Below are 24,877 nucleotides of genomic sequence, written 5' to 3'. Positions count from 1 at the left end.
CTACACGCAGAGCACTTTTATCGCCAGCCCGCCCCGGGAGGTTTCGCGGTATTTATCATTCATATCCTTGCCGGTTTCGTACATCGTTTCGATAACCTTATCCAACGAAACATGTGGCTCGGAGGTGCGGCGCAGCGCCATACGTGCCGCATTGACGGCCTTAACCGCATTAATCGCATTCCGCTCAATACAGGGAATTTGCACCTGGCCGGCAACCGGGTCACAGGTGAGGCCGAGGTTATGCTCCATGGCGATTTCCGCCGCAATGCAGACCTGCGCCGGGCTGCCGCCAAGCAGTTCGGTCAACCCCGCCGCCGCCATCGAGCAGGCGACGCCAATCTCCCCCTGACAGCCAACTTCAGCCCCCGAAATCGACGCATTCATTTTATACAGCGCGCCAATCGCCCCCGCCGCCAGCAGATAGCGCGCCAGCGAGCCGGCGTTAACCGGACGGCGAAATTTATCGTAATAGGCCAGCACGGCGGGAATAATTCCGCAGGCGCCGTTGGTGGGCGCGGTCACCACTCGCCCGCCCGCGGCATTCTCTTCGCTGACCGCCAGGGCGAACATATTGATCCAGTCAATGACGTTCATCGGGTCGCTGGAGAGGCTATCGCTGGAAACCAGCCGACGCCTTAACGCCGCCGCGCGACGCGGGACATTCAGCGGACCGGGCAACACCCCTTCGGTATTCATCCCGCGCTCGATACCATCGCGCATCACCGCGTGGATATGCATAAAACCCGCGTCAATCTCCGCCTTACTGCGCAGCGCCAGCTCGTTTTGCAGCATCAGTCCGGAGACCGACAGGCCGTTGCGTTCGCAAAGCCGCAGCAGTTCGCTGGCGGAGCGAAAATCATAGGGCACCGGGACGTCGGCATCCTGCGTTCCCCCGCAGGCCCCCTCTTCGACGATAAAACCGCCGCCGACCGAATAGTAGGTCTGGCTCGCCCACGCCTGCGCGCCACTCCAGGCGGTAATACGCATCCCGTTTTCGTGATACGGAAGGGTTTGCGCGTGGAACACGATGTCGTCCGCCATCTGAAAGTCTACGCTCTGCACGCCGTTAGCGACCGGCAGACGCCCGCTGTGCATCACCTGCTGAATAAATGCCGGCATGGCGTCAATATCAACATTTTGCGGGCTGTTTCCCGCCAGTCCCATAACAATCGCGACATCGGTCGCATGACCTTTACCGGTCAGCGACAGAGAACCATAGAGGTCGACCACGATACGCGTGATATGCGCGATATCGCCCATGTTCACCAGTTGGTCGATAAAACGTTTTCCGGCATTCATCGGCCCTACGGTGTGCGAACTGGAAGGACCAATACCGGGTTTAAAAATATCGAATGCGCTAATCATATCCCCATCCTCGGGTTGCCGTTGCGTGGAGAGCAGGAGCCACCGGTGTTGGGCGGCAGGGCAAAAACAGGCTTGCCCCGCCGCCGCTGCCTCAGAGGTCGCGTACCGCGATGGCCTCAATTTCCAGCTTTACATCCTTTGGCAGGCGGGCAACCTGCACGCAGCTGCGCGTCGGGTAGGTCGCCTGATGCTCATCAAAGAAGTGCTGATAGACCTGATTGATAGTGGCAAAGTCATTAAGGTCGGTAATAAAGACGGTGGTCTTCACGATACTGCCCACCTCCAGCCCCGCCGCCGTCACGATCGCCTTAACGTTTTCCAGGCTTTGACGCGCCTGATCGGCCACGTTGTCGGCAATCTTTCCCGTCTGTGGGCAGACCGGAATCTGTCCCGAGGTCATGACCTGATAGCCGAGGTCGACGCCCTGAATATAGGGGCCAATGGCCGCCGGCGCGTGTGGGGTTGCAATGATCTTTCTCATCGTTCCTCCGGCGCTACAGCGCCTGGGTAAAGGTGCGTGAAATGACATCCTGCTGCTGTTCGCGAGTCAGCGCATTGAAGCGCACGGCATAGCCGGAGACGCGAATCGTCAGGTTCGGGTAGTTTTCCGGGTGTTCGATGGCATCGAGCAACATATCCCGGTTCATCACGTTGACGTTCAGGTGCTGTCCGCCTTCAACGTGTGCTTCGTGGTGGAAGTAGCCGTCCAGCAGCCCCACCAGGTTGGTTTTGCGCGTGGTCTCCTCTTTGCCCAGCGCGGCGGGAACAATAGAGAAGGTGTAGGAGATACCGTCTTTGGCATAGGTGAACGGCAGCTTAGCGACAGAGGTTAATGACGCCACCGCCCCTTTGCGATCGCGACCGTGCATCGGGTTCGCCCCCGGCGCGAACGGCGTACCGGCCCGGCGACCGTCCGGGGTATTGCCCGTTTTCTGCCCATAGACCACGTTGGAGGTGATGGTCAGAATCGACTGGGTTGGTACAGCGTTGCGGTAGGTCGGCAGCACTTTAATCTTCTTCATAAAGCGTTCGACCAGATCGCAGGCGATACTGTCGACCCGCTGATCGTTGTTGCCATACTGCGGGTAGTCGCCTTCGATGACAAAATCAACCGCCAGCCCGGTATGGTCGCGGACCGGTTTCACCTTCGCGTACTTGATCGCCGACAACGAATCGGTCGCCACCGACAGCCCGGCGATGCCGCAGGCCATGGTGCGATACACGTCGCGGTCATGCAGCGCCATCAGCGAAGCTTCATAACTGTACTTGTCGTGCATATAGTGGATGATGTTGAGCGCGCTGATGTACTGCACCGCCAGCCAGTCCATAAAGTGATCGAGGCTGTCCATCACCGTGTCATAGTCGAGCACCTCATCCATCAGCGGCGCCGTTTTCGGCCCGACCTGAATTTTCAGCTTCTCATCCACGCCGCCGTTAATCGCGTACAGCAGGGTTTTCGCCAGATTGGCGCGCGCGCCGAAGAACTGCATCTGCTTGCCGATAATCATCGGACTGACGCAGCAGGCAATGGCGTAGTCGTCGCTGTTAAAATCGACCCGCATTAAGTCATCGTTTTCATACTGCAATGAGGAGGTGACGATGGAGACCTGGGCCGCATATTTCTTGAAGGCGATCGGCAACGCTTCGGACCAGAGAACGGTAAGGTTTGGTTCCGGGGCCGGCCCCATGGTATGCAGCGTATGCAGATAGCGATAGGCGTTTTTGGTCACCAGCGTCCGCCCGTCGAGCCCCATGCCACCGATCACTTCGGTCGCCCAGATAGGGTCGCCGGAAAAGAGCGTGTCGAACTCCGGCGTACGCAGGAAACGCACCATGCGGATCTTCATAATGAAGTGGTCGATCAGCTCCTGAGCCTGCTGCTCGGTTAAGCGCCCGGTGTTGAAATCGCGCTCAATGTAGATATCGAGGAAAGTGGCGGTGCGGCCCAGCGACATGGCGCCGCCGTTTTGCGATTTGACCGCCGCCAGATAGGCAAAATAGACCCACTGTACCGCTTCCTGAGCATTACGCGCCGGGCGGGAGATATCGCAACCGTACTTCGCCGCCATCTCCTGCATTTGCAGCAGCGCGCGGCGGTGTTCCGCCAGCTCTTCGCGCAGGCGAATCGTCGCTTCCAGATTCTGCCCGTACTCCAGGTTGGACTGCAGATCGGCAAACTGCAGCTCGCGTTCGCGCACCAGATAACGGATACCGTACAACGCCACGCGGCGATAGTCGCCGATAATGCGTCCGCGGCCGTAGCCATCCGGTAGCCCGGTCAGTACGCCAGATTTACGACAGCGCAGCATATCCGGTGAATAGGCATCGAACACTCCCTGATTGTGCGTTTTACGCAAGTCGGTAAACAGATATTCAAAGTGCGGATCCATTTCACGACCGTAGGCCTCGAAAGAACTTTTGATCATGTTGATACCGCCGAACGGATGCAGCGCGCGCTTCAGCGGTTGCTCCGTTTGCAGTCCAACGATCTTTTCCAGTTCCTGTTCAATATAGCCGGCATCATGCGCGGTAATCGAAGTGGCAATATTCGTATCGAAATCGACCGGGGCGTGAGTCGCATTTTCAATATGTATTCCCGCCATCACTTTTTGCCACAGTGCGGTGGTTGCCGGCGTGGCCTCGGCAAGAAAGGATTCGTCCCCTTCATAAGGCGTATAGTTGTGCTGAATAAAATCACGGACATTAATTTCTGCTTGCCAGTCCGTCCCTTTAAAACCTTGCCACGCTTCGGCATACAGCATATCGCTGGTATCGATATCTACCTTCATGAAAAATAGTCTCTCTACAGAACAAAAAATAAATTATGCAAATTCCACTTGTGCGCTAATTTTTCCTAAGTGAATCGCATCGAGGGCAATCATTTTCTCTTCATTAGTCGGAATAACCGCGCAAATAACCCGAGCGGAATCGGTGGAAATAATTCTTTCGCCGTGGGAATTGGGCAGACTATTCATATCAGGATCCAGGGTAACCCCCAGTACCGCCAGATGTTCAATCACCAGGTGACGAATTAACAACGAGTTCTCACCGATGCCGCCGGTAAAAATAATCCCGTCGAGACGATGCAGCGACGCGGCATGACCGGCAATATGGCGGGCAATCCGATGGACAAAGGTTTTAATCGCCAGCCGGGCGCGGTCATGACCGGCGTGCCAGGCCTTCTCCAGCACCCGCAGATCGGAAGAGAGGCCGGAAATGCCAAGCAGCCCGGACTCCTTGTTCACCACCCGCTCAAGATCGCTGAGGGTCTGGTTGGTTTCGCGGGCGACCCATGCCATGGCGCCGAAGTCGACATCGCCACAGCGGGTGCCCATCATGAGCCCTTCCAGCGGCGTCATCCCCATTGAGGTATCCACGCTCTGTCCGTTGCGCACGGCGCAGATAGAGGCCCCGTTGCCCAGATGGGCGATAACCAGTCCGCAATCCGCTTCCGGCAGCGCCAGCAAGCTCTGCGCCCGCTGAGAAACATAGCGATGCGAGGTGCCGTGAAAACCGTAGCGGCGCACGCCGAGCTCCTCAAAATACTTCCACGGCAGCCCATAGAGATAGGCCTCTGGCGCCAGCGTCTGGTGGAAGCTGGTATCAAACACCGCCACCTGCCTGACCCCCGGGAAGAGCTGTTGCGCGGAGGCAATGCCGCTGAGGTTAGCGTAATTATGCAACGGCGCTAACGGCGACACCCGACGGATATTGTCAATAACCTCCTCGGTAATTACCACGGACTCCGTAAATATATTTCCGCCGTGGGCAATACGGTGGCCAATTAAGGCCACGCTGTCGATTAACGACCGTTTTTCCAGTTCAAAGGCAATGGCCTTTAATGCCCCCTCGTAGCTACGGTGAGCCAGCTTAACTGGCTCTCCATCGTTAATGGATAAAAAAGCGTTTTCAGAATTAATCCCGTCGGCAATTCCCGCCATTAAAACATCACAGCTGCTTGCATCAAGGACTGAAAATTTAATTGAAGACGATCCACAGTTAATGACCAGTACTACCGGGAATTCATTCATTTCATCACTCCGCTCATCCTGAGCTTAATTAAAACAGTTTGTAGACGATATTCAGAATGGTCAGTAAACCCACCGCGGTGACGAACAGGTTATCCAACCGGCCACGATATTTCGCCAGCGACGGCGCTTTACGGATGGCATACATCGGTAACAGACACAGCAGTGAGGCAATAATTGGCGCGCCCATCGCTTCAATCAGGTCGAGGATATTGGGGTTGGCATAAGCCACCACCCAGGTGGAACCCATAATGAAGACCATGCTGATGGTGTTGAGCTTGCGGGTAGAGACTTTGGTTTTATCACCTTTATAGCCGAACTTGAGAACCAGTCCATTCAACCCTTCAAGGGTACCGAGATAGTGGCCGAAGAACGATTTGAAGATGGCGACCAGGGCGATAATCGATGCGCCGTACTCCAGTACCGTTGCAAAGGTCGATTTGCTGCCGGACATGGAGGCAAAGTGGTTTGCCAGGTAAGAGAGCACCGGAATGTTCTGCGCTTTCGCATCCGCCATGTTTTCCGGCGACAGCGTGAACAGGCAGCTGAAGGCGAAGAACATCACCACCGCGACCATCAACATACTGGCACGGGAGATAATCTGCGAACATTTGCGCTCGGTAAAATCGCGGCCGTAATCCTTTTCATACTCTTCCCGCTTCGAGACCACAAACGAGGAGACAATCGGCGAAAAGTTAAAGGAGAAAACCATGATAGAAATCCCCAGCCACACGGTCACGAGGATGCCATCGTGCCCGGTTAAGGCGATATCGCTGAGGTTCACCTGATCGATAACCGCAGAGTTCCAGTAGGGAATCAGCGACAGCGAAATCAGCACCAGGCTGGCGATGAACGGAAAGACCAGGAAGCTCATCACTTTGACCATCAGATCCTTCCCGAACCAGATGACAAACGCCATCAGCAGCAGCAGGAACAGCGCGACAAAACCGCGGTTCAGCGCCGGCATCTGCAGCTGGTTTTCCCAGAAGGTCATGAAGGTGTTGGTAATGGTGACGCCGTAAATCCACAGCAGCGGGCAAATGGCGAAGAAGTAGAGGAGCGTGATGACCACGCCACCCGTTTTCCCGAAATGCTCTTCCACCGTCTCAGTGATGTTACCGGAGGCATTCGAACCGGACAGACAGAGCCGGGCCAGCGCCCGGTGGCAATAAAAGGCGATGGGGTAAGCTAAAACCAGCATCAAAAGAATCGGGATTAAACCACCAAACCCGGCGCGAATGGGGAAAAAGAGCACCCCGGCGCCGATGGCAGTACCAAATAATCCCAGGGTCCACGTGGTGTCCGATTTACGCCAGGATGACTGTCTTGTCTCGCTGGATACAATGCTATCAGTAGTACTCATATCCTGTCCTCAACATAAGATTAAGCGTCAACTAAACCAGTAATTTGCGAAACGCGAGAAAGATCGATATTGCCACCAGAAATAATGCTGACGGTTTTCCGGTTCTGAATATAGCTATCTAACTTCCCGCTTAATAATGCGGCGCAGGCTAACGCCCCGGCGCCCTCGGTAATAACTTTATTGCGCTGAATTAATGCGATCATGCTATTGCGAATTTCATCCTCACTGACCAGAACAATATCATCGACGAGTTCGCGAACGATTTCGTAAGTGAGATTTCCCGGGCGTGAAACATCGCAGCCATCGGCCAGAGTAGCGGTCGTTCGGTGACTGGTAATAGCGCCAGCATAATAAGACGCGGCCATACCGTGGACATTTTCTGATTGCACGCCAATAATTCGAATGGTCGGGTTAATAGATTTAATCGCTACCGCGATGCCGGCAATCAGACCACCGCCGCCGATTGGCACAATGACATTATCGACATCATAAAGATCTTCCATGATTTCCAGGCCAATGGTCCCCTGCCCGGCAATAACTTTGGCATCGTCATATGGAGGAATAAATATGCGACCTTCCATTTCGACAATTTCGCTGACTTTAGCAATAGTGTCATTGAAGTTATCGCCGTGCAGAATCACTTCCGCCGAATAATCGCAGGTGGCGGCGACCTTGGATTTCGGCGCCCCTTTCGGCATCACCACTTTGCCGTCGATTCCCAGCATGGCGCAGGAGAGCGAGACCCCCTGTGCATGATTGCCGGCAGAACATGCCACCACGCCCTTACGCTTTTCAGCTTCGCTTAGTGAACTGAGTTTGTTAAAGGCGCCGCGGATTTTAAACGACCCGGTGCGTTGCATATTCTCAAACTTGAGGAATATTTCACCTTTACAGCGCTCGCTAAAATAATTAGAGCGCGGCATACCTGTTTTATAAATCTTACCTGCCAGTCTTTTCTTTGCTTCGAGGATATCGTCAATGGCAACCGGGAGATCGTATGTAATGTGCATTATAGCCTCTTAACTGGATATCAAATAATAGTCCCGTCATGTTTCAAAGCGTATCTTTCCCGGCAGGATTATTTCCCCACCGACGCTACGGTTTGAATTATTCAGGGTATAGTTAGCCGGTACCAACGGCTGATAATCAGCGCGATGATATGAATTTATAACCAAGAATAAATCTGTTTAACTACTCAACTTCGATTAATTGTCTTTTTCTGCAACCACCAGATGCTGAATATTCTTTTGCTAATTCCACCAATACCGAGGCGGCATTTTTAATGCGATAATTCTTTGACCAAATTGCCGCATAGCGGGCAACTGGTAATGCTTCGGTAATCGGGATGGTAATAAACTGGTTGGATCCAAAGGGCGTTGTCATATCGCAAGGAATAACGGTCAGGAAATCAGCATTGAGAACAAGATTATAAATTGTGACGACGGAGTCGGTTTTAACGATGTTTTCACTGTTGATGCCGCTGCGCTGTAGCGTGGTGAGGAGTTCACTGTAGTAACCCATGTTGGTTTGCGGCAACACCCACTGTTCGTTCTGCAACGACGCCAGCGTGGTGGTGCCGATGCATGTTCGTGACTTGCTGGCCACCAGCACAAACTCCGACTCAAACAGCGGTTCCACGTGCAGATCGTGGAGCTTCATTTCATCACTCAGCGTGCCAATGGCGAAGTCGAGACGCCCGTCGCGAATGGCCGGCAGGAACGAGGAGAGCTGCGCTTCGTACATCGATACCTGGGCTTTAGGAAACACCTTCTTGAACTTGTGAATCATGTCAGACATAAAGGTGAAGCCAATCAGCGAAGGAAAACCGAACGAGACATCGACGACCGTGTTACAGGTCATGCTGTGCATTTCATTGACCATATTCTTCATTTCACGGGTAATCGATTCCGACCAGGACAGCAGTACCTGACCGGTATTGGTCAAGGTGACGCCGGTATTTTTACGGACCACCAGTTCGGTGCCAAAATAGGCTTCAATGTCATTAATGATCTTACTCACTGCCGGTTGAGTTAATCCTAATTCTTTTGCTGCCGAGCCGATCGAACCGCTTCTGATAACTTCCTGGAAAACGACCAGGTGCTGTGTTTTTGGCAGAGGAATGGTATTCATAGCAACCTGCTTTAATTATCTTTTCGACGCGGTGAAGTGTACCAAATGGCGATCGCAGGGTTATGTGAGACCACTCACAAACACCTCTGACAGCTATTTTCCCCACCGTTTAATATGTAAATAAAACCAACAATATCAATGTAATACAAATTAAAAGTCGATTTTTTGCATGACTTTTGTCAAAAAAAGATGCGGGGATAACAATATTTTATGGGGATAACAAAGGCTATTTTTTGAGCTATTTTAAGGGGGGTTAAACATGATATTTCAACCTTCACCGTGCAATTATTCAGCGATATTGTTATTCAACTGTTAGTTGAAACAATAAAATATAATGAGAAATCAGGTTTTTCTTTTATTAAAAATCGTATGGGGTCACACTTTTCCGCCCCGGTTGTTTGTAAAAGTATGTTTTATTCATTATTGCGCAAAATACCAGATACAATACATTATCATTTCCCATACAATTTTAACTCTGCATTTTTCACAATTTTCAGCACGTAATTTCTTGATTAAAATCAAATGTAACTTTTCATACGACAAAAACTTTACCATCCAGACGTTTGTGCCATACATCACAAATTCTGAAATCAATATTCTGCGTCTCCCCCTTTCCGCGCGCAAAACGGCAGCAGAATCGTCGTTTTCGCCACGCCTGCAGAACAAAAACGCGCTCTGCGCGGCCGGATCAGATAAAAACTGCGTTTTGGGCGGGACAGAGTTGAACAGATTCCAACTATGCAATTGCGAATAACGTATTTGCCCTCCCCATGGCCGCTCTGTAATTTGTATTTTATTCGTGCCGCCGTAAAAGCCATAAATTCTCAATATATTCAGAGTGCTACAATTCCCGATGATCAGATTAGAAAACATCAATAAGACCTACCCCGGCAGCGCGCATGCGGCAATACGCGGCCTGAACCTGATAATTAATGACGGTGAATTCTGCACGTTTGTCGGTCCCAGCGGATGCGGCAAAACCACAATCCTGCGCATGATTAATCAGCTCGATAAACCGGACTCCGGCAGCGTCTATGTCCAGGGCGTTAACATCGCGCAGGTCGATATCATTCAGGTGCGGCGCAAAATTGGCTTTGTCATGCAAAGCGCCGCGCTGTTTCCCCATCGCACGGTGGCGCAAAATATCGCCACCGTCCCTCGTCTGCTGGGCTGGCGTAAAGCGCAGATTCGCACCCGTATCGATGAACTGGTGGACTTAATGTCACTGGACCGTCACCTGCTGACGCGCTACCCGCACCAGCTCTCCGGCGGGCAGCAGGGACGCGTCGCGATTGCCCGGGCGTTAGCCGCCGATCCGCCGATTCTGCTGATGGACGAACCCTTCGCCGCCATTGACCCGGTAGTCCGCGAGCGTCTGCAGGATGAGCTATTGCTTATTCAGCAGCGCCTGCATAAAACCATCGTGCTGGTAACACATGACATTAATGAGGCCATCCGGCTGGGAGATAAGATCGCCATCTTCCAGGAAGGGGGCGTGCTGGCGCAGTGTGATACGCCGGACCGGCTTCTCGCCCACCCGGCGAGCGAGTTTGTCCAACGCTTTATCGGTCCCGAACCTAACCTGAAACGGCTGGGGATGATTCAGGTCGGCCAGCTACCGCGACATGATGTCACGCTGGTTGACGAAGGTTTATCCCCGATAGCCACCGCGCATCCGACGGTCGCCAGCCCGCTGCGGCTGGTGCTGGATAAAGAACAACGTCCCGTTCACTGGTTCGACCCGGATAAACGCGTCACGCTGCCGATTGTTCAGCCGCTGCAGGCCCTGAATACGCTGCGTTTTGCCTACAGCGCGCTGTTGGATGCGCCGGGGGGCGTGCTGGTGCACGTGGACAGCAATGGCCAGTATCAGGGCACCATTTCTCATGCCCTGCTCCAGCATGTGCTGGATGGCCACGTGGAAATTCGCCGCTATGATTGACTGGCAGTGGATGGTTGACAATAAAATCCTGATTGGCGACCTGCTGTGGCAGCATACGCAGCTGGTCTGCATCTCGCTGTTTTTTGGTACGCTGTTAACGGGCGCGCTGCTGGTCGTAACGCTACGCTGGCCCGCCACCGCTCAGCCGTTGATTTATCTTTGCGGGGTCATCTTTACTATCCCGTCGCTGGCGTTATTTATTCTGTTACTGCCCTTTACCGGCCTGTCGCTGACGACCTCGGTCATCGGGTTAACCATCTATTCACTGTTGATCCTGCTGCGTAACGTTATCGCCGGAATCGAAAAGCTGCCTGCCGCCGTGCTGGAGTCGGCGCGCGCGCTCGGCTACACACGCCGATACCGGTTTATGGATATTGAGTTACCTCTGCTGGCGCCCTCTCTGTTTGCCGGTCTGCGGATTGCCTCCGTGACGCTGGTGGGGCTGGTGACCGTCACCGCGCTGATTGGCCAGGGCGGTCTGGGGCAATTGCTGCTGGCGGGCTTTAATCAGGATTTTCTCACTCCGATTGTTGTCAGCCTGGCATTAAGCCTCGTGCTGTCGTTTTTACTGGATTCGCTGATTGCCCACATCGGCTATTGGCTAACGCCCTGGGCACGCTAATGGATATATTACTGGCTACCGTCCACTGGTTTTCACAACCCGAACACTGGTTCGGCGATGCGGGTATTTTACTGCGCCTGCGCGAGCATATTTATTATGTGCTGATCAGCATCGCTATCGCATCGGCAATCGCTTTGCCGCTGGGCATTGCCCTCGGCTACTGGCGGAAAGGCGCCTTCCTTATTATTAATCTGTTTAATATTGGCCGCGCTATTCCCTCATTAGGGCTTATTTTGCTGTGCATTATTTTATTTGGTTTTAATGATCTGCCGGTGTTTGCCGCGCTGGTGGCCATGTCGATCCCCCCCGTGCTGACCAATACCTGGGTCGGGATTTATCATGCCGATCGCCCGCTTTGCGACGCCGCTACCGCGCTGGGAATGACGCCATGGCAAAGCCTGTGGCAACTGCGTATTCCGCTGGCGGCGCCGCTGATTATCGCCGGGCTGCGCACGGCGCTGGTCCAGCTGATCGCCACCGCCGTGGTCGCCGCCTACGCCGGCCTGGGTGGGCTGGGGCGTTTCCTGATTGACGGTCTTGGCCAGCGCGATATTCCACAGGTTATTGCCGGGTCGCTGGTGGTCTCGCTACTGGCTATCGGCAGTGAACTGCTGTTCAGCTGTTGTAGCCGCAGATGGCGTCATACCGCCATCGCACCAGAGTATTAAACAACGACCACAACCATAAATCACCTGCATATAAAGAGGCACTATGAAGCATATTTTGGGGTTCCCTGTTAACGCCCGACGGTTCCGTTTATCTCTCCTCGCCGCCGGATTATTCAGTTTGAGTTTTAGCGTACTGGCAGAAAGCGTGACTATCGGCGGAGCCAATTTTACCGAGAGCTCTATTCTCGCCAATATTTACGCCAGCGCACTGAAGAAAAAGAATATTGAGGTCAAAACCCGGCTTAATCTCGGCAACCGCGAGATTATTCTGCCGGCGCTAAAGAGCGGCGAGATCGATATTGTGCCGGAATATCTTGGCGCCCTGCTTAACTATTATGACGGGAAAACCCAGGCGACTCGCCAGAGCGACGTGAGCGCAGAACTGGCGAAAGTACTGCCCACCGATTTTACACTGCTTGACCCTTCGCCGGCCACGTCGATTACCGCCTGGGCGGTACGCGCGGAGACGGCGAAAAAATACCAGTTGACGAAACTCTCCGATCTTCAACCCATCGCCCATCAACTGACTATCGGCGGGCCGCCGGAGCTGGCGGTGCGCGCGCTGGGGTTACCGGGGCTCAAGCGCGTCTACGGCCTTGAGTTTAAAGCGGTGAAATCGCTGGATATGGGCGGGCCGCTGACCCGTCTGGCGCTAAATTCCGGCAAAATCGACGTCGCTACGGTGGTCTCTACCCAGGGCAATCTGGCGAAAGAGGATTGGGTGGTCTTAGCCGACGATAAGCATGAACAGCCCAGCCAGAACGTCGTGCCGCTGGTGCGCAAGGCCAGCCTGTCGCCGAACGTCAGCAGCGTGCTCAATGCGGTCTCCGCCAGACTCGACAATGCCTCGCTGATTGCGCTGAACCAGCAGGTGGATCTTCAGCATAAAGACCCGGCGGCCGTGGCCGAACAATGGGTTAATGCCAACCTGACGACCCCTTAATCATCCGGCCAGGGAGTGGCCATCAGTTGAATGAGTGCGACGATGTCTAAAAACCCGATGATTCTGAATCTGTTCTTCTTCAATCCCCAGGGAGATTATCGCTTCTCCTGGCGCCACCCGCAGGCGCCGGGAAAAGAAATTTTTACCCTCAGTTATTATGCCGAACTGGCCAGGAAAGCCGAGGCGGCCACGCTCGATGCTATTTTTATTGCCGATCATATCGCTATCTGGGATACGGTGCCCAGCGGTCTGACCCACTACGCCAACGCCCGGCTGGAACCCATTACCCTGCTCGCCGCGCTGGCGGCCGTCACCGAGCATATTGGCCTGATGGGGACGGCATCGACGTCGTATAACGAGCCCTACAACCTTGCACGCTACTTTGCCTCACTCGATTTTCTGAGCAACGGCCGGGCAAGCTGGAATATCGTCACCTCGTGGCTGGAGGAAGAGGCGGCAAACTTCGGCCTCCGACAGCTGCCCCAACACGGCAACCGCTATCAGCGCGCCGGTGAATTTATTGACGTAGTCACCCGGCTTTGGGACTCCTGGGAAGAGGATGCCGTCCTGTACGACAAGGCGAGCGGCCTGTTTGCCGACAAACAGAAAGTCCATCACCTCGACCATCACGGCGAATTCTTTAACGTTCGCGGACCGCTGAACGTGCCGCGTCCGCCGCAGGGCCATCCGCTGCTGGTACAGGCCGGATCGTCGGAGGCAGGGAAAGCGCTGGCGGCCACCTGGTCAGATATGCACTTCGTGTTTATTAAATCCATTGAAGAGGGGCTGCGCTATCGCCAGGAGATGAACCAGCGGCTGCTGGCGAACGGACGCGACCCGGCACACTTTAAAATCATCGCCGGCGTGCTGCCGGTGGTGGTGAACTCCAGTGATGAAAAAGAGCAGCGCCAGCAGCTAAACAACCGGTTGATGAGCGATCGGATGGCTATCGACCTGCTCTCTTCCTACCTGCGTATGGACCTCTCGACCTGTGCTGTCGACCAGCCGCTGCCGCCGCTGCCGGATGAAGAGACGTTTGACGGCATTCGCACCGCGCTGCGGCTGATCCGCGACTACGACCCGGCGCTGACCATACTGGAACTGGGCCGTTTACTGCTGCAAAGCTCCGATAGCTGGCTGCTGATTGGCAGCGCAGAAGAGGTCGCCAACGAGCTTACCGCGATCTGGCGCGCCGGCGCGGCCGATGGGTTTAACTTGATGTTCCCGCTCTTGCCGGGCGATTTCGATCGTTTTGTCGAGCAGGTGGTGCCGATCCTTCAACGCAGCGGCGCCATGAAAAAGCGCTATCTGCCGGGTACCCTGCGGGAAAAACTGGGCTTACCGCAGGTAGATAACCGCTTTACCCGATAGCAGGCGGCAACGCATGCGACGCCTTACCCGGAGGAGGTCAGCCCTTCTCCGGTCTTTCAGAGTTGCGTCACGCCCTGTTGTCGCGCCTCTTCGCGCCACGCCAGCAATCGAGAATAGGGTTCCCGGGTCAGCGGGCTGAAACCGCAGATAAACTGCGCCTCGCAGCGCTCCCGATATCGCGCATCGCTGACCAGCTGCCGCAGCGCCGATCGCAAACCGGCGAGGGTTTGCGCTGACGTTTGTGGCCCGGTAATCAGCGGTAGCCCTGGCGCCGACGGCGTTTGGCCGATAACGCACAAGCCCTCCAGTACGGCAGGCTCGTGACGCGCCAGCAGCGCCCAGCTAACGCAGTCGATGGCGGCCATATCGCCCGTCCCCTGCTGTAAGCCGAGCAGCGACTGCCGGTGGCTGCCGCTGAAATTAACCCCGGCAAAAAAACGCCCCTCGCGGGCGAGCGGAGCCACCATTTTCAGTAACACGTTGTAACCTGACTGCGAATCGGGCGAATTGCAGATAGCCCGCCGCCCACGGAAATCGGCGAGCGACCGCGCGTTATCCGCCGCACGGGCCACCAGCAGGCTGCGATAATCAATGCCTTCACAGCCGGGCGCCGAATAGTGAAAACAGCCCACCGTCTGAACCTCCGGCAACAGAGTCACCAGCGGGTAGCCGCAGGTCTGGCTCAGCAGCAGGTCCGGCTGACGCCAGTGCGAAAGTAGGTCCGCCGGCGGCGGCGTTGGCGAACTCACGGCAATGCCTCGGGCGAGCAGCAGTTCCCGCACCGCAGCTTCTAACGCCTGGTTCTCAGGCGGACGCACCGCATACATCGGCAAATTCACGTTATGACTCATCGCGCTCACCTGTCTGCTCTCCTGCCCGGGAGGCTTTTCCGATACCCGGATGGGCGTTAACCGCCACCGCGTGGAAGAAAAAGGCGCGCAGCCACTCGCCATAGCCGCGCACCACGAACCCGTGGTTACGCTGCTGGTAGCGATCTCGCTCCAGCAGATAGATTTTTCTCAGCCCGTACCACGGTACGCCGGGCAGGTCATGATGCACGGAGTGGTAGTTCAGATTCAGAAACAGCACCCGCCACAACAGCCCGGCCTCATTGATGACCGAGCGCGCCAGCGGATCGTCAGCGGCCCGATGTTCGAGGAAGGAGCGAATTTTGGTCAGCGCCAGCGCCGGATAGCTGATGACCACCACGAAATAGAGCGGTGAAAAATCACAGCGCGCCATCCACGTCAGGAGCGCGGCCAGCAATCCGCCGTGCACCAGCCACATTAGCATCGCTTTCCCCTGCCGATAGCGAAAGGCGTTCGCCGCGCTGACCAGCGTCTGCACAATATCCAGCAGCGGGGCCAGCAACAGTCGGCCGAAAAACGTATTGCGCAGATGTATCACTTTACGCTGCCAGGGCGAGAAACGGCGCCAGCTTTCGGCACTAAAATAGTAGGATTCGGGGTCATCCACCGGCAGCGTCAGCCGGTCGTTATTGTGGTGCGCCAGATGCGAGTCGCGATAAAGCCCGTAGGGATACCACACCGCCAGCGGTAGCGTACCCAGCAGCTGATTACACCACCGCCAGGGCGTCGGATGGCCGTGGATCAGCTCATGCTGCAACGACATATACCAGGCGGTAAACCAGATGAGCAGCACGGTCGCCGGGAAAAGCCCCAGCGTCTGCCAGTAGGCGAGGGTTATAAACCAGCCGCTGTAGACCACAATAATTAATATCCAGGTGGGTAATTCACTGCGCCACAGCCAGCGGCGGGAAAGCTGGCGAATCAGATCGCGCTGCTGCTGATGCAGATACTTCGACGAGTGCTGTGTCATCACTACCGGTACTCTCTCCGCGTTACTTTTTGCCTCCAGAAGATGTGAGAAAATGCGGAAAATAACAAAGAATTTAAATCACTTAGCTTTGCCAGAAAATGGTGATGCGCGCACTTTTCTGTCCGGCGGGACAGCGCGCCCTGCCCCCAGGCGACGGCCGCGCCGCCCGCCGATCCGGAACCCGGTATTGCGCGGCGCGCGGCGGATAAAAACGGCTATCGTCTCTTGACATAACAGTATAATGTTAACGCCCGGATCACGTCCGAACCGCGGCTGAATGCGCTAGCGCGTTGGGATAATGAGATCGGACCTGAGCTCCGTGTGAACGCGCGTGAACCGAGCAATTGACAGCATCGCCCGGTGGTCGCCTGAAACGGCTCGCGGAGTATAAGACCTGAAGATCAACATTCTTTGACTCGCCTGATGCGGTCATTTTACAGGAGTATGCCATGCCATCGTTAAACGTCGCCTTTATCAAAGCCAACTGGCACAGTGACATCGTCAGCCAGGCGCAGACCGGTTTTCAGCAGGAGCTGGAACGTCAGCAGGTTGATTATTCGCTCGACAGCTGGGATGTCCCTGGCGCATTTGAAATGCCGCTTCTGGCCCAGAAGCTGGCAAAAAGCGGACGCTATGATGCCATCGTGTGCGCCGCGCTGGTGGTCGATGGCGGTATCTATCGCCATGACTTTGTCGCCCAGGCCGTGGTCAGCGGTCTGATGCAGGCCCAGCTGGCTACCGAAGTCCCGATGTTCTCGGTATCTCTGACGCCGCACAACTTCCAGCCTGCCGACGAGTTCATCGATTTTTACAGTCAGCATTTCATCAAAAAAGGTCAGGAAGCCGCCAGAGCGGTACTGCAGATCCACAACTTGCCGCTGGCGAAAGCGTGAATCAACGCCTTTAACCGCGTGGTCCGCTCGCGATGAGTCCCCGCCGGCGGTCCTTTCGCGGGCTCATCCGCGACGCGCGGCCCGACCGTTGCTGTACTGACCCGCGGCGGGCCTACTTCATCAAGGCCTGAAACTGCGGATTAAACTCATCGAAGATCGGCAGTGCGGCAGCGCCGAGGGCGGCGGTGTCGGTGCCCGTCATCCCCATTTTCACCCGCATGGCCGGGAGATAGCGCCCGCGCACCGACTGATACAGCGGCGGCAGACGGGCCAGCACTTTCTCCAGTAGCGGCGCGGGCATCATGCCGCCGACCACCACCGTTTCCGCATCGAAAACGCACTCCAGCAAATTAATGGCCTGGCGCAGCGAGGGTAACGCCGTCTCCACCCACCGATCGAACAGCGACGCCTCCACCGCCAGCAGATCCTCGGGCAGCGCCCGGTAGGGGTCGAGGCCGCAAAACTCATAGGCCGCCTGCAGGGAAACGTAGCGCTCAAGGCAACCCTGGTTGCCGCAGTAGCAGGCGCGTCCTCCCGGTTGCACCACGATATGCCCGACCTCTCCGGCGTTATGGGCGTGGCCGGTATAAATATGACCGTCGGTGAAGATCCCGGCGCCAAGCCCGGTGCCGATATACAGATAAACAAACGAATTCAGCTGGCGCGCCACCCCGTGGAAGCGCTCGCCGATAGCCGCCACCGTCGCGTCATTTTCGAGGGTGACCGGCAGACCGCTTATCCGCCCCAGCTCCGACGCCACATCCACCCCTTCCCAGCCGTTGAGGGTGGTCGGCCCGGTCGATGAAATGCCCTCCACGCCAAACGGCCCCGGCATCACCACGCCAATGCCCAGCACCCGGCTCCAGTCGAGCCCGGGTAGCGCTTTGATCTCCTGCACCACCTCGGCAATGCGGGCAAAGGTGGCACCAGGTTGGGGCTTTTGCACCAGAATGAGCCGGCGGAAATGGATCTCGCCGGTGAGATCCACCAGCACGATGATCAAGGTTTGATGGTCGAGATGGATCCCGATGGACCACGCGCTGGCGGGGTTGAGACTCACCGGCACCGCCGGCTGGCCACGCCCTGCGGCGCGGCGCGGTTCATGGCTGGTGAGCAGCGCCATCTGCTGTAGCTCGGCGACAATATTGGAGACCGTTTGCGGCGTCAGCGCGGTCATTCGCGCCAGCTCCGCCCGGGTCAGGGTACCGTGCAGACGCACGGCCTCAATCACCACCCGCCGGTTGTGTACTCGCGCATGTTCAAGGTTCGTTCCCGAAGTTTTCATTCCGTCCCTTCCTGGTCGCATCATGCTGCAATTTTAGCCAGCGTCACAATTCGCGCAACGACATTCTCCGCCCGCCTTTCGGGTGGCATAAGCTTTGCTACGCTTATGCTAAGGGCCACGAATGACGTTTGGGCCGTATTGTCGCCCCGATTAAATCAATCAAATTGATTTAATAAATCATATCCCTCTTTTCAGTACCGCGGAGAGCAACATGAACGACTACAGTGCATTTCGGGTTAAAGCCGGTCTGCTGGCTATGCTGGTCATCAGCGGGAGTGCGGCGGCGGCAGCCACCCAGGTTAACGCCCTGTTTATGACCCAGGCGGCGTACAGCGAAAATGACATTCGTGCCATGACCGCCGACTTCGAAAAACAAAACCCGGATATCAAAATCAACCTTGAGTTCGTCCCCTACGAAGCGTTGCATGACAAAATCGTGGCCGCACGCGGGGCCGGCGGCAACGGCTACGACGTGGTGCTCTTCGATGCCATCTGGCCTGCCGAATTTAGCCACTTCGATCTCCTGCAGGATATCTCGGCACGTATTCCCGCCGCCGAACGGGAGAAGGTCTTCCCCGGCGCCATGAATACCGTGGTTTACAAAGGCAAAACGCTGGGCATGCCGTGGATCCTCGACACCAAGTATCTTTACTACAACAAAGCGATGCTGGACAAAGCCGGGATCAAGCAGCTGCCGACCACCTGGCAACAGGTAATGGATGACGCCAAAATCATCAAGGATAAAGGTATCGTTAAATACCCGCTGGTGTGGAGCTGGTCGCAGGCAGAAGCGCTGGTGTGCGACTACACCACCCTCGTCTCCGGGTTTGGCGGGCAGTTTTATCAGAACGGTAAACTGGATTTCTCCACTCCGGCGTCGTTGAAAGCGGTCACGCTGATGAAGAAATCGCTGGATGACGGGTTGAGCAATCCGGCCTCCCGCGAATATCTCGAAGAGGATGTGCGCAAGGCCTTCTCCAACGGCGACGCGGCATTCGCCCTGAACTGGACCTATATGTACAACATGGCCAACGACCCGAAACAAAGTAAGGTCGCGGGCGATGTCGGCATTATGCCGGCGCCCGGTGATACGCCGGACAAACCCGGCGCGGTGAACGGGTCAATGGGGCTGGGCATTGCCAAAGCCAGCCAGTATCCGGAACAGGCGTGGCAGTATATCCATTATCTGACCTCCCAACCGGTGCAGGATAAGTATGCGAAGCTGAGCCTGCCGGTATGGAAATCCTCCTACCAGGACCCGGCCGTGGCGAAAGGTCAGGAGAGCCTGATCGCCGCAGCGGATAAATCGCTGAACGTGATGCTGTCGCGTCCGGAAACCGCGGACTACTCGCGCCTCTCCAACGCGTTACAGCAGCAGCTTCAGGCCGTCCTGCAGGACAAGGCCGCCCCGGATGCCGCGATGCAAGCCGTCGACAAAAGCGCGGCGCGCCTGCGTTAAGGACATTTGATGCTGAGTTTGCAACAACGCGAGCGGCGTCAGGCATGGGTGCTTCTGGCACCCATGCTCATCGTGATGTTTCTGCTGACGGCCTGGCCGCTGGCGCGCACGCTATGGCTGAGCTTTACCGATACCGCGCTGGTGGGCAATGGCGATGCGACCAATTACCTCTGGCTGGATAACTATCTGTATGCGTTAACCGATCCGGATTTTCGCGCCGCCTTCGCCCGCACGCTCTATTTCACCGTGGTCTCCGTCGCTATTGAAGGGGTTATCGGCGTGCTGGTGGCGCTGTTGCTCAATCAGAAATTTGTCGGACGCAATATCCTGCGGGTGTTGGTCATTTTGCCCTGGGCGCTGCCGACTATCGTTAACGCGATGATGTGGCGGCTCAACTTCAACCCGGACTACGGCAGTATTAACGCCTTGCTCAGTCAATGGGGCATTATCGACGGTTACCGCAGCTGGCTGGGGTCGCCGGACTCGGCGCTCAACGCGGTGATGCTGGCGGATATCTGGAAAAACTATCCGCTGGTCACCCTGCTGGTGCTGGCCGCGCTGCAATCCATTCCGGAGGATTTATACGAAGCAGCCCGCCTTGACGGCGCCTCGTCATGGCGGCGTTTTCGCGCCATTACTTTCCCGGCGATCGTCGCCCCGCTCGGCGTGGCCCTGGTCCTGCGCACCATCGACGCGTTTAAAGTCTTCGATATCATCTACGTGATGACCCGCGGCGGGCCGCTGGACAGTACCCGCACGCTGAGTTTCTTCGTCTACCAGGAGTCCTTTAGCTATCTGCGGGCGGGCAGCGGCGCGGCGTACGCCATCCTGATGACCCTGATGTGCGCCCTGCTGATCGTCCTGTATCTGTTTATGCTGCTTCGTCAGCGTCGCCGGAGCACTGATTATGAAGCGTAAACTGCGTATTCTGCTGCGCTACCTGGCGGCCCTGCTGGTCGCGCTGTCGATACTTGCCCCGATGACGTGGCTCTTTTTGATGAGCGTCAGCGCCACGGCCGATCTGACCCGGGTACCGCTGGAGTGGCTGCCGCGCCAGTGGGACTTCAGCCGCTACGCCCGTCTGCTGTCACTGCAGCCCGGCGAGCCCGGCGCGCTGTTTCTCCCCGCTCTGCGCAACAGCCTGCTGGTTGCCGCGGGGGCGACGCTGGTGTCGCTGCTGCTGGCGGTGCCCGCTGCCTTCAGCTTCTCGCGCTACCCCGGACGCGACGGCTGGCTGTACGCCGGACTCGGCATCTATATGGTGCCGCCGGTGGCCTTCGTGCTGCCGCTCTATTTTATTCTCGAACATTTCGGGCTGCTGAATACCCGCAGCGGGCTAGTGCTGGTCTACTGTTCGCTGATTATGCCGTTTCTCACCTGGATGGTGAAAAATCAGTTCGACGCGCTGCCGCAGGATATTGAGCAGGCCGCCCGACTCGACGGTCTGCGGGTCTGGCAGGTACTGCTGCGCATCACCCTTCCCCTGGCAAAACCGATGCTGGGGGCGTCGGCGCTGTTCGGCTGGCTGCTGGCCTGGGACGAGTTTTTCTATGCGCTGCTGTTTACCAGCAACATTACCGCCCAGACGCTGCCGGTCACCATTGCCGGATTCACCGCCGGGCGCGCCACCGACGATGGACTGGTGGCGGCGGTCGGTATCCTCGCCTCGGTCCCGCCGCTGTTTATCGCCATCTGGTTACAAAAAACGTTGGTCAGCGGTCTCACTCACGGTGGAAGTAAAGGATAACTATGCAAACGCTCACCGCGCCTGTGCTCTATATCGCAGGTAATTACAATATTGACTTAATTATGGGGACCCTCGCGCACTGGCCGCTCCCCGGCACCGAGGTGATGCTGGAACACAGCGCGCTGCGCCCCGGCGGCTCCGCGGGCAACTGCGCACTGGCGGCGGCGGCCATGCAGATCCCCCACTGCACCGTCGGCTGCCAGGGAGACGACGCCTTTACCGCCTGGCTGGCGGCGCAGTTCCCCGGCAGCGCCGAACGCTGGCCGCAGTATCCCTGCGAGACCTCGCTGACGGTGGCGGTGACGCATCCCGACAAAGAACGCTCGTTTCTCAGCAACTATGGACATATCACCCGCCTGTCCGCCGACGACATTCTGACCCAGCTCCCGACCCGGGCGACGCCCGGCGATATTGTGCTGCTCTGCGGCACCTTCTTATGCACCGCGCTGTTGCCGGACTATCCGCGTCTGCTGACGACCCTGCGCGACCGCGGTTTTCAGGTGGCGGTCGATACCGGCTGGCCGCCGCACAGCTGGGACAGCGCGCTGCGTGAGGCGACCCACCGCTGGCTGGGCGATTGCGACTGGCTGCTGCTCAATGAGGTTGAAACGCTCGGCCTTGCAGATATGGACGTACTCCCGGCGGCGGCCCGCACGCTGGCGGCGCGTCTCAGCGGCCGGGGCGGCTGCATTGTCAAATGCGGCGCCGATGGCGCCTGGTGGTGGACGGCAGACCAGGGGCATCACGCGCCGGCGAAACCGGTCGAGGTCATCGACACTATCGGCGCCGGAGACAGTTTTAATGCCGGGTTTCTTGCCGGTTTGTTAAACGGCCAGTCGGCCTCACAGGCGTTACGTTGGGGCAACGCCGTGGCCGCATACGCGATCGGTTCATCCCCGCGTCGCTATCCCGACTGGCGAACCTTGCAACACCATATCGAGGAGGTCGACTATGGCCAGCGTTGAACTGGTAAACGTCGCCAAGCAGTACGGTAAACAGACGGTGCTGCATCCGCTGGATCTGACCATTCCGGACGGCAGCTTTACGGTGCTGGTCGGGCCATCCGGCTGCGGAAAGTCAACGCTGCTGCGCCTGCTGGCCGGGCTGGAAAGCCTGTCGGCGGGAACGATATTGATGAACAGCCGCCCAATCAACGATCTCGATCCCGCGGACCGCGATGTCGCCATGGTTTTTCAGAGCTACGCGCTCTACCCCCATCTGACGGTGGCGGAAAACCTCGCCTTTCATATGCAGGTCAAAAAAGTCGACAAGACGACACAGAAAAACAAGGTTCAGCACATCGCCAGCATGCTGGGTATCGATAAGCTGCTCGGCCGCTATCCGCGAGCGCTCTCCGGCGGCCAGCGTCAGCGCGTGGCCATGGGCCGGGCGATGGTACGCAACCCGCAGGTTTTTCTGTTCGATGAGCCGCTCTCCAACCTCGATGCCCAGCTGCGCATGGAGCTGCGGGCCGAGATCAAATCCCTGCACCAGCGCTTCAACACCACCATGATTTACGTCACCCACGATCAGGTTGAAGCCATGACGCTTGCCGACCAGATCGTGGTGATGCGCGATGGCGTGATCGTGCAGCAGGGAGCGCCGCTGGAGATTTACGATCGCCCCTGCAACACCTTCGTGGCGCGCTTTATCGGCTCCCCGCCGATGAATCTGCTGGAGGGGCAGATTCAGCAGCGCGATGGCCAGCCCGGCGTGCAGTGCGGCGAACTGTGGCTGGCTCTACCTGAACGCTGGTATCCGGCGGCGGCACGGCAGGGTCAGGCGCCGGTGATTGTCGGTCTGCGTCCGCAGGATATTCAGCCGGCTGACGAAGGGCTGCCGGGGGTCGTCAATATTGTCGAGATCACCGGCGAGTCCACGCTGCTGCATCTCGACTGGCAGGGCTTCCCAATCCATGTCCAGGTCGCCGGGCGTCTCGAAGCGACTATCCGTCAGCCCTTATCGCTGGCGGTACGGCGCGAGAAAATCCATCTTTTCGACGCCGCCTGCGGCGAACGGCTGGTATCCGCACGCTGAACCTCGCGGGCGGGTCAGGTCGCCCCCGCCCGCATGTCGCGCAAACAGCAGCCATAGCGTAGCCCGGCGATGCAGCTTACGCTGGCGCTCACGATCAGCGTTCCACCCAGCGATTGCCCCCATCCCACCGCCGCCAGCCCGAGGCCAATCAGCACATAATAGGCCAGGCCGAAGATAGCCCCGGCGGTTCCCCGACAGTGGCCATAAGCGCCCAGCGCCGTGCCGAGTAGTAGCGGGATCGCCATGGCGTAGGCGCAGGTGATCCCCATCATCGGCAGCAGGAACAGCAGCGTATCCGCCAGGCAGAACACCGCTACGCTGCTGATCAGCTGTATCAGACAGGCGAGCAGCAATATTCCCGCTTCCGCAACGGCTTTGCGGAGCAGCCAACGATTGAACAGCGCCCCGGCCAACGACCCGACGGCCAAGGCGATGCCGCTGTAGCCAAAAGACACGCTCCCCTGACGCAGCTGCGCGAAAATAAACGGCGCCAGGCTGTAATAGCTGAACAGACTGACGTTGAAGGCCGCCACCAGCAGGACCGCCAGCGCCAGCGACTTATCCGTCGCCATCCGGCGTAACAGCGGTAAAAACGCGGTGTTAACATGCTGCGGCGGACGAGTTTCCGGCAGCAGCCAGCAGCACAGCAGCAGCAAAACCGCGGCCAGCAGCGCGAGGGCCGTCAACACACCGTGCATTCCCCAGCCGGCAACGATGGCGCCGCCGAGGTAGACGCCTGCCGCCGGGCTGACCGCCAGCACGAGGCCCATCATCGAGAAGAGAGCGGCAAGCTGGCGGCCGTTAAAGCGGTCGCGAAGGATAGTCTGGCTCACCACAGACCCCGTTGCCGCACCGAACGCCGACAGTATCCGGGCGACCAGCAGTAAAGTGAAATCACGCGCCGCCAGCGCCAGCACGCAGCCCAGGGCATAGGTCGCGAGACCCGCCAGTAGCGCCGGACGCCGGCCATAGCGGTCGCTGAATCGGCCCCAGTACAGAACGCCGACGGCGAAGCCGATAAAGTAAACCGACAGAGTCTGCGCCGCCTCTGCCGCGCTGATGGAAAAATAGCGGCTGATATCGGTCAGCGCCGGACTGTAAATCGTCTCCACGATCTGCGGGAACATCAATAATGCGGTGACCAGCACCATGGCCGAACGCCCGAACATCATCACCTCCTGAACC

Annotated in this window: 22 protein-coding genes; 11 read left to right on the top strand and 11 right to left on the bottom strand. The window is 57.2% G+C overall.

The annotated features are described in order from the left end of the window. The 7 genes from tdcG to tdcA form a co-directional block, all read right to left on the bottom strand. Entirely contained in the window at window positions 1-1,365 is a 1,365-nt protein-coding gene (tdcG, locus tag OQV00_RS09830) for an L-serine ammonia-lyase (RefSeq protein WP_004863680.1), read from the bottom strand. Window positions 1,366-1,456: 91 nt separating this feature from the next. Beyond that, complete coding sequence (locus tag OQV00_RS09825) at window positions 1,457-1,846, bottom strand: enamine/imine deaminase (RefSeq protein ID WP_004863682.1); 390 nt, start codon at window positions 1,844-1,846, stop codon at window positions 1,457-1,459. 13 nt (window positions 1,847-1,859) lie between these two features. Next, a complete protein-coding gene (gene pflB / locus OQV00_RS09820; RefSeq protein WP_004863684.1) occupies window positions 1,860-4,154 on the bottom strand; it encodes a formate C-acetyltransferase in 2,295 nt (764 codons plus the stop codon). Between the two features lie 33 nt (window positions 4,155-4,187). Beyond that, window positions 4,188-5,396, bottom strand: coding sequence for a propionate kinase (tdcD, locus tag OQV00_RS09815; RefSeq protein ID WP_048025105.1), 1,209 nt, complete (start codon window positions 5,394-5,396; stop codon window positions 4,188-4,190). A 28-nt stretch (window positions 5,397-5,424) separates the two neighbouring features. Next, a complete protein-coding gene (tdcC, locus tag OQV00_RS09810; RefSeq protein ID WP_015584057.1) occupies window positions 5,425-6,756 on the bottom strand; it encodes a threonine/serine transporter TdcC in 1,332 nt (443 codons plus the stop codon). 20 nt (window positions 6,757-6,776) lie between these two features. Then, the gene (gene tdcB, locus OQV00_RS09805; RefSeq protein ID WP_004863707.1) at window positions 6,777-7,766 is read right to left on the bottom strand and encodes a bifunctional threonine ammonia-lyase/L-serine ammonia-lyase TdcB; all 990 of its coding nucleotides are present in this window, start codon (window positions 7,764-7,766) and stop codon (window positions 6,777-6,779) included. Between the two features lie 181 nt (window positions 7,767-7,947). Next, on the bottom strand, window positions 7,948-8,886 hold the full coding sequence (gene tdcA / locus OQV00_RS09800; RefSeq protein ID WP_004863710.1) for a transcriptional regulator TdcA: 939 nt from the start codon (window positions 8,884-8,886) through the stop codon (window positions 7,948-7,950). A gap of 853 nt (window positions 8,887-9,739) precedes the next feature. Here tdcA and OQV00_RS09795 point away from each other — a divergent pair. Genes OQV00_RS09795 through OQV00_RS09775 form a run of 5 tightly spaced genes read left to right on the top strand, consistent with a single transcriptional unit; the run spans window position 9,740 to window position 14,432 of the window. Next, window positions 9,740-10,828, top strand: coding sequence for an ABC transporter ATP-binding protein (locus OQV00_RS09795; protein WP_015584056.1), 1,089 nt, complete (start codon window positions 9,740-9,742; stop codon window positions 10,826-10,828). Beyond that, window positions 10,821-11,450 carry an ABC transporter permease gene (locus OQV00_RS09790; protein ID WP_015584055.1) on the top strand — a complete coding sequence of 210 codons (630 nt, stop codon included), beginning with the start codon at window positions 10,821-10,823 and terminating at the stop codon, window positions 11,448-11,450. The genes OQV00_RS09795 and OQV00_RS09790 overlap by 8 nt, the downstream gene beginning before the upstream one ends. Next, a complete protein-coding gene (locus OQV00_RS09785) occupies window positions 11,450-12,118 on the top strand; it encodes an ABC transporter permease (RefSeq protein ID WP_004863718.1) in 669 nt (222 codons plus the stop codon). Before OQV00_RS09790 ends, OQV00_RS09785 begins: the two co-directional genes overlap by 1 nt. A gap of 43 nt (window positions 12,119-12,161) precedes the next feature. Next, complete coding sequence (locus tag OQV00_RS09780; protein WP_064356941.1) at window positions 12,162-13,061, top strand: ABC transporter substrate-binding protein; 900 nt, start codon at window positions 12,162-12,164, stop codon at window positions 13,059-13,061. A 42-nt stretch (window positions 13,062-13,103) separates the two neighbouring features. Continuing rightward, the gene (locus OQV00_RS09775) at window positions 13,104-14,432 is read left to right on the top strand and encodes an LLM class flavin-dependent oxidoreductase (RefSeq protein WP_004863724.1); all 1,329 of its coding nucleotides are present in this window, start codon (window positions 13,104-13,106) and stop codon (window positions 14,430-14,432) included. Window positions 14,433-14,488: 56 nt separating this feature from the next. Here the strand turns inward: OQV00_RS09775 and OQV00_RS09770 are convergent, their stop codons facing one another. Both OQV00_RS09770 and OQV00_RS09765 read right to left on the bottom strand, forming a co-directional pair. Then, window positions 14,489-15,283, bottom strand: a complete 795-nt coding sequence (locus OQV00_RS09770; protein ID WP_015584052.1) for a phosphate/phosphite/phosphonate ABC transporter substrate-binding protein — start codon at window positions 15,281-15,283, stop codon at window positions 14,489-14,491. Continuing rightward, window positions 15,273-16,271: a fatty acid desaturase gene (locus OQV00_RS09765; protein WP_104896806.1), complete on the bottom strand. Its 999-nt coding sequence runs from the start codon at window positions 16,269-16,271 to the stop codon at window positions 15,273-15,275. Before OQV00_RS09765 ends, OQV00_RS09770 begins: the two co-directional genes overlap by 11 nt. Before the next feature lie 449 nt (window positions 16,272-16,720). Between OQV00_RS09765 and OQV00_RS09760 the strand changes: the two genes are divergently transcribed. Next, complete coding sequence (locus tag OQV00_RS09760; protein WP_015584050.1) at window positions 16,721-17,164, top strand: 6,7-dimethyl-8-ribityllumazine synthase; 444 nt, start codon at window positions 16,721-16,723, stop codon at window positions 17,162-17,164. A 112-nt stretch (window positions 17,165-17,276) separates the two neighbouring features. Here the strand turns inward: OQV00_RS09760 and OQV00_RS09755 are convergent, their stop codons facing one another. Beyond that, window positions 17,277-18,449, bottom strand: a complete 1,173-nt coding sequence (locus OQV00_RS09755) for an ROK family transcriptional regulator (protein WP_004863733.1) — start codon at window positions 18,447-18,449, stop codon at window positions 17,277-17,279. Window positions 18,450-18,660: 211 nt separating this feature from the next. Here OQV00_RS09755 and OQV00_RS09750 point away from each other — a divergent pair, with 211 nt between their 5' ends. Genes OQV00_RS09750 through OQV00_RS09730 form a run of 5 tightly spaced genes read left to right on the top strand, consistent with a single transcriptional unit; the run spans window position 18,661 to window position 23,692 of the window. Further along, a complete protein-coding gene (locus tag OQV00_RS09750) occupies window positions 18,661-19,908 on the top strand; it encodes an extracellular solute-binding protein (protein WP_163980300.1) in 1,248 nt (415 codons plus the stop codon). 9 nt (window positions 19,909-19,917) lie between these two features. Beyond that, complete coding sequence (locus OQV00_RS09745; protein WP_004863739.1) at window positions 19,918-20,826, top strand: carbohydrate ABC transporter permease; 909 nt, start codon at window positions 19,918-19,920, stop codon at window positions 20,824-20,826. Then, window positions 20,816-21,655: a carbohydrate ABC transporter permease gene (locus tag OQV00_RS09740; protein ID WP_004863742.1), complete on the top strand. Its 840-nt coding sequence runs from the start codon at window positions 20,816-20,818 to the stop codon at window positions 21,653-21,655. Before OQV00_RS09745 ends, OQV00_RS09740 begins: the two co-directional genes overlap by 11 nt. Before the next feature lie 2 nt (window positions 21,656-21,657). Continuing rightward, complete coding sequence (locus OQV00_RS09735; RefSeq protein ID WP_065906698.1) at window positions 21,658-22,620, top strand: carbohydrate kinase family protein; 963 nt, start codon at window positions 21,658-21,660, stop codon at window positions 22,618-22,620. Then, window positions 22,607-23,692, top strand: coding sequence for an ABC transporter ATP-binding protein (locus OQV00_RS09730; RefSeq protein WP_097357735.1), 1,086 nt, complete (start codon window positions 22,607-22,609; stop codon window positions 23,690-23,692). The genes OQV00_RS09735 and OQV00_RS09730 overlap by 14 nt, the downstream gene beginning before the upstream one ends. A gap of 14 nt (window positions 23,693-23,706) precedes the next feature. Here OQV00_RS09730 and OQV00_RS09725 read toward each other — a convergent pair whose 3' ends face one another. Then, on the bottom strand, window positions 23,707-24,861 hold the full coding sequence (locus OQV00_RS09725) for a Bcr/CflA family efflux MFS transporter (protein ID WP_097357734.1): 1,155 nt from the start codon (window positions 24,859-24,861) through the stop codon (window positions 23,707-23,709). Window positions 24,862-24,877 lie beyond the last annotated feature (16 nt).

It is taken from the genome of Klebsiella sp. DY2415 (assembly GCF_026314315.1).
Classification (GTDB): Bacteria; Pseudomonadota; Gammaproteobacteria; order Enterobacterales; family Enterobacteriaceae; genus Klebsiella; species Klebsiella ornithinolytica.
This window is presented reverse-complemented; position numbering and strand designations above follow the sequence as displayed.